Source organism: Flavobacterium frigoris PS1 (genome assembly GCF_000252125.1).
GTDB lineage: Bacteria > Bacteroidota > Bacteroidia > Flavobacteriales > Flavobacteriaceae > Flavobacterium > Flavobacterium frigoris_A.
This window is the reverse complement of the sequence record NZ_AHKF01000033.1, coordinates 1-5454: the sequence shown is the minus strand read 5'-3', so window position 1 is coordinate 5454 and position 5454 is coordinate 1. Positions and strand designations below refer to the sequence as shown.

At 32.7% G+C, this 5454-nt stretch carries 4 protein-coding genes; all 4 read right to left on the bottom strand.

The window, feature by feature from the left end; all coding sequences use genetic code 11:
* On the bottom strand, window positions 1-1126 hold a 1126-nt coding region (locus tag HJ01_RS16720), incomplete at its 3' end, for a SprB repeat-containing protein (RefSeq protein WP_040474098.1).
* Window positions 1127-1877: 751 nt separating this feature from the next.
* Window positions 1878-3815 carry an OmpA family protein gene (locus HJ01_RS16715; protein WP_007139692.1) on the bottom strand — a complete coding sequence of 646 codons (1938 nt, stop codon included), beginning with the start codon at window positions 3813-3815 and terminating at the stop codon, window positions 1878-1880.
* A gap of 11 nt (window positions 3816-3826) precedes the next feature.
* Complete coding sequence (locus HJ01_RS16710; protein WP_007139691.1) at window positions 3827-4735, bottom strand: type IX secretion system membrane protein PorP/SprF; 909 nt, start codon at window positions 4733-4735, stop codon at window positions 3827-3829.
* A 59-nt stretch (window positions 4736-4794) separates the two neighbouring features.
* A partial coding sequence (locus HJ01_RS16705) for a gliding motility-associated C-terminal domain-containing protein (RefSeq protein WP_040474097.1) occupies window positions 4795-5454 on the bottom strand: 660 nt, incomplete at its 5' end.

Below are 5454 nucleotides of genomic sequence, written 5' to 3'. Positions count from 1 at the left end.
AAGCATTAGAAGTGCCACTGATTAAACAACCTCCGCTTAAACCATTGCTAAAAGCGATAGTGCTTGTCGCCGGCAAAGCACCACAAGCTACCGTTATATTTGCCGGCGCGGTCATCGTTGGTAATGCGGCTGGACTGACATGGATTATTCTTGATTTATTAATTGTTCTTCCATATCTGTCTGTAAATGTCCAAGATTCAGTTATTTCTCCCCCACAAGTACCTGATGGCGATTGAGTACTAAGACTGGAAATTACACTTCCGCTTATTAGACAATTTCCTAATTCGTTATTTGTATAAATTAGAGAGCTTGTTGTTGCCGCTCCACACGGTACTGTAATATCAGCTATTTGTATAAACGACGGAGCAATAGGAGTTATTGAGTCGATGTTCCTAGTTTTTCTAACTTTACAATTATTTGCATCAGTTATTTCGACAGTGTACGTTCCTGCTACGACATTTATTAAATCTTGGTTGTTTACTTGTGCGATCGGGACGATACCATCTGCACTTGTCCATTGGTAGGTATAAGGAGCTCTTCCACCAGTTGGAGTTAAATCAATCTTACCATTGGCAATTCCACAACTTGAATTGTAAATTGAGAGTTCACCGTTAACACCAGCGTTAATTTCAAGTAAAGGAAGTGTTCCACATTTTGGTGAAATATTGTTGAGATTTAGGGGGCATATACTATTTTGCGAAGCATCTGTCCATGCAAGAGTTAATCCAGTTATCTTTAAAATATTTCCGCACGTATAGGTAATTGTAAGTGAAGGTAAACTAGTAATTGTATTCCCTGGCAGAGGCCCGCCACAATCAGTTATCGAAGTGGTTTTTATTAAAGTACCGTCTATTCCACTATATTCCTCTAAACTTCCCCAATAAGCGAAGGAGGTTCTTGTAGATCCCGTTGTATTATTTATGGATAATACTAAAGTTCGGGTAAGTTTAGTTTCTGTAGTACAAGTGTTACATAAATCTCCACCAGTTAGCGAGGCACCAACTAATTCCAAGTCTTTAGATGTGCATCCTTTAGAAGAAGTTTGCGCAACTGCTGTTGCGAAACTCAAAAAGCATAATATAAAAAACGTAATTAATTTTGTCGAATAAGTAATAGTTGATTTCATATTGATTTGTTTTAAATCGTTATAAAGTGAGCTGATTTTATATATTAAAAATTCACATCTGATCTTCGATGTCATTTATTCAAGTAGAATGGTTATAATTTACTTTTTTGTATTAAGTGTATCAAATAAAAGTTCAAACTAGATACAATTTGAATGGTACTAATTCAAATTTGAGAATAAAAGTTTCCCTTTACGTAAAGAATTTTTAAATGGTTTAATTATTTAAAAAGATTAATAGAACTATATCTACTATTTTTACGTTCACTTTTTGAATTAATATTAATTCAAAACTTCAAGTTCAAAAACATTTCTGCATCAATAGATTATAAGAAAAATTTAATTTTTTGGGTGAAAAAAAATTCTTCATGATGAGTTCCTTTTTTTATTAAATTGAAGGAATACTATGGACACACAAATAAAGTTAAGAATTATTGAGAGTATTGTTTAATTTTTTCTGTGAAAAACCTAATTACTCGTTGAAATGTGCCTTTTGTTGTAAACTATTCAAAAAATTAATTCTAAATGCGTGGTTTTTAGATTTGTTTTAGTATTATAAGTATTTGTTTATCAAATAATTAACAACTATTTTACTATATAATTATCTTAAGTTAATTTTACATTTAATTACAATATCTTTCTTATTACGTTTTATCTAATTAGGGGGTATAAAAAAACCTCGAAAGTAAATCTTTCGAGGTTTTTGAATAATATTTCACAATTACAAAGTAGAGTAGATCTAATCTTTAAATAACTACAAGGCTGTAATGATAAATTCGCTACGTCTGTTCATTTGATGTTCATCTTCGGTACAATCCACACCATCTGAACATTTGTTTACTAGTTCAGTCTCACCATATCCTTTTCCTATTAATCTATCCGGACTTACTCCATTTTTAATTAACCAATTGATGGTAGATTTTGCTCTTCTATCAGATAGGTCTTCATTGTATTTATTTGATGCACGGCTATCGGTGTGAGAGCGTATATCAAGTTTCATAGTTGGGTTTTGGCTAAGTACATCCAATATTTTTTCTAAATCTAAAGCAGCTTCTTTTCTGATATTAGACTTGTCTAAGTCAAAGTATATCATTTTTATACCGAAACATTTTCCTAAATCATCACCTACCGCTACTTTACACTGCTCTTGTTCTAGAGCTATATTTAAGTTTGTTTTTCCGTTGGATTTATCGATGGTAACTTTTTCTTCTTTGGTAGTATAATCTTCTTTTTCTGCTCTGACATTATAGACTTTTCCACATTCTACGATGAATGAGTAATCAGCTTTCGCATCTGCAATTACTTCTCCCATAAGGTTGAAACGACTGTCAAACAATCTAATTTTAGCTCCTGGAAGAATTTCATCAGTAGCTGCGTCAGTTATTTTACCCATTAATACTTGCTCACATGCTAACTTTCTAAGTTCTAAAAACTTGTAAATGTCATCAAATCCTTCACCACCATCTCTATTAGAAGTAAAAAAGCCTTTTCTTGATTTTGTATCAATCCAATAGGCAAAGTCATCTTTGGGTGAATTTACGTCGGTCCCCACATTTTGAACTTTATTAAAAGTGCCATCTTCATTTATTTTAGAGACAAAAATGTCTAGGCCTCCTAAACCAGGGTGTCCATCAGAAGCAAAGTAAACTTCATTTTCATCATTTATAAATGGAAAAGTTTCTCTTCCTTCGGTATTGATTGTTTTTCCCAAATTGATTGGAGTTCCAAAAGTACCATCTTCATTTACTTGTACTTTAAACAAATCTGATTGACCTAAAGTTCCAGGCATATCTGAAGCAAAATACAAGGTTTTGTCATCTGGACTCAGTGCTGGGTGAGCTGTACTGTAATTATCACTGTCAAAAGGCAGTTCCATTATGTTAACCCATTGGTCATTTTCTAAAGTGGCCTTATATATTTTTATTAAAGTAATATTATTTTCATTTTTGCCTTTTTTTCCTGATAGGTAGTTATTTCGGGTAAAATACATAGTTTTACCGTCTTTTGTAAAAGTAGGAGTTGCCTCATGAAATTTAGATTTCACTGTTTTATTAAATTTATCGACAGTACCAGGGTTCATTTCTCCGTCTAAATCGGCAACATATAAGTCTGTGAAATGTTGATTTGTCCAAGTATGTTTTCTTTGTCCTAGGCTACCAGTATCTCTAGCAGAAGCAAACACTATTTTATTTAAAGTTATAGCCGCTCCATAATCAGAATATTGGGAGTTTATACCAGCATTTTCAACAGTGTACCTTCCAGAGTTGTTTTTTATAACGTCCAAATAGTTTACATTTTTAAGAAAAAGGTCTCCTCTGGAATCATCATCAGAAAGTTTGGTGAATTTTTTTAGCATTTCATTTGCCTTGTCATTTTCACCGATAGCTCTTAAAGATTGAGCATAACGGTAATAATATACTGGTTGTATATCTGTGGTCATGGCAAATAATTCGCCATACCATTTAGCTGATTGTTCAAGTTTTCCATTGAAGTAATATGCGTTACCCAATTTTTGAAACATATCGGCCGATTTGTATCCTTTTTCAGCCACTCTTTCATAGGTTTTAATAGCATCAATATACGAGTAGTTCTCGTATTTTTTATCAGCCGAAGCAAGTTGGGCTTTTTGCGAATAACAGTTAAATGAAAAAACACTTACTATCGTTAGGTAAAGGGTGATATAATTTTTCATGATAATTACTTTTAGAAGAATCGGGGAGTTGTAATTTTTTTATTGTTTTTGAATATCTCATAACGAAGAAAAATTTCGTGTGATCCAGAATTGTAATTATCTAATTTGGTAGTTTCAAGATCATAAGCATAACCAATATACATTCCATCTGATATTTGAAATCCAACCATTGCACTCATGGCAGCACTCCATCGATAAGCTGCTCCAATCATAAACTTATCATTGAACAAAAAGTTAGCTGATACATCAACTTGAAGGGGTGCTCCCTCCACCATTTTAGTCAGTAATGCAGGTTTAAATTTAAGAGAGCTACTTAAATCAAATACGTATCCGGCAATTAAATAGTAATTTATTTTCTCCTTAAAGATTTTCACCTCATTATCATCATAGCGATTACTTTCTATGAAATTTGGAATAGATAGACCTATATAAGCTTTGTCAGAATGTAAATAGATACCTGCACCAATATTTGGTGTAAGTTTATTATTGAAATTATGAAGACTTGGGTCATCATCTACAGGGTTTAATTTGGTAACATCTAAATCAAATAGATTTGCAGTTGCTTTTATACCAAAGGAAAGTTTAAACGTTTCTGATGTTGGAATCGTATATGATATGTCAGCTGATAAGGTATTTTCTTGTGTAGGACCAATTCTATCATTGATTAGTGACACCCCAAAACCTAAATTACTATTATTTATAGGTGTGTTTATAGAGACCGCGTTAGTTGTAGGTGCTCCATCTAATCCTACCCATTGTGTTCGATGTAAAGCAAATATACTCATAGCTCCTCTCGATCCCGCATAAGCCGGATTGACATTGATTGTGTTATACATGTATTGAGTAAATTGGGCATCCTGTTGTGCATAACTTACAATACCAGTAAACATCCAGGCGAATAATAGTATTCTTGTCTTCATTTGGTTTCTTTTTTTAAACCTGAGGATTCTAAGCCTCAGGTATTAGATTTGAATTATTTTTATCTAGTAAGGTATAAATAGCCATCTTTCTTATTGGTTTGAACTGCACCAGTTCCATCAACTGATAGGTAGTTCAAAATATAAAAATAAGTTCCGGTTGGTAATCCTGAAGATTGACTTACTGTTGTTCTACCTTTTGAATATCCGGTAAAAGAATTTGTTTCGTTATTATAATTTTTAGTTTCAAAAACTAATACACCCCAACGATTATAAATTTCAACGGTGTTCTCTGGGTAACAAACAGTATCTTCAATATTGTCTATAATAAATTCTTCATTTATTCCATCACCATTAGGAGAAAAAGCATTGTGAACCTGAATAACACCACAACCTAATACGATTCCACAATCTATATCTGTAATGTCTACTTTTATGATATAACTTAAAGGACAGCTGTCGCCACTAACTTGATATTCAAAGCTATATTGGCGTATAACTAAATTGTATGGATTTAAGATGTTTTTATTTAATGCATTACTTCCATCGTCAATCCAATTTCCTGTTAAAGGAGTTCCGGCTGGTAAGTATGAGTTTAAATCAATAACTAAAGTTCTATCCGTGTTACAGATTGGATCAGCTGTTATTATCTTTATTTTATCTGGTTGTGCATCGATAGTTACACTTGTTGGAAGAGAGATACAACCTGCATCATTTTTAAC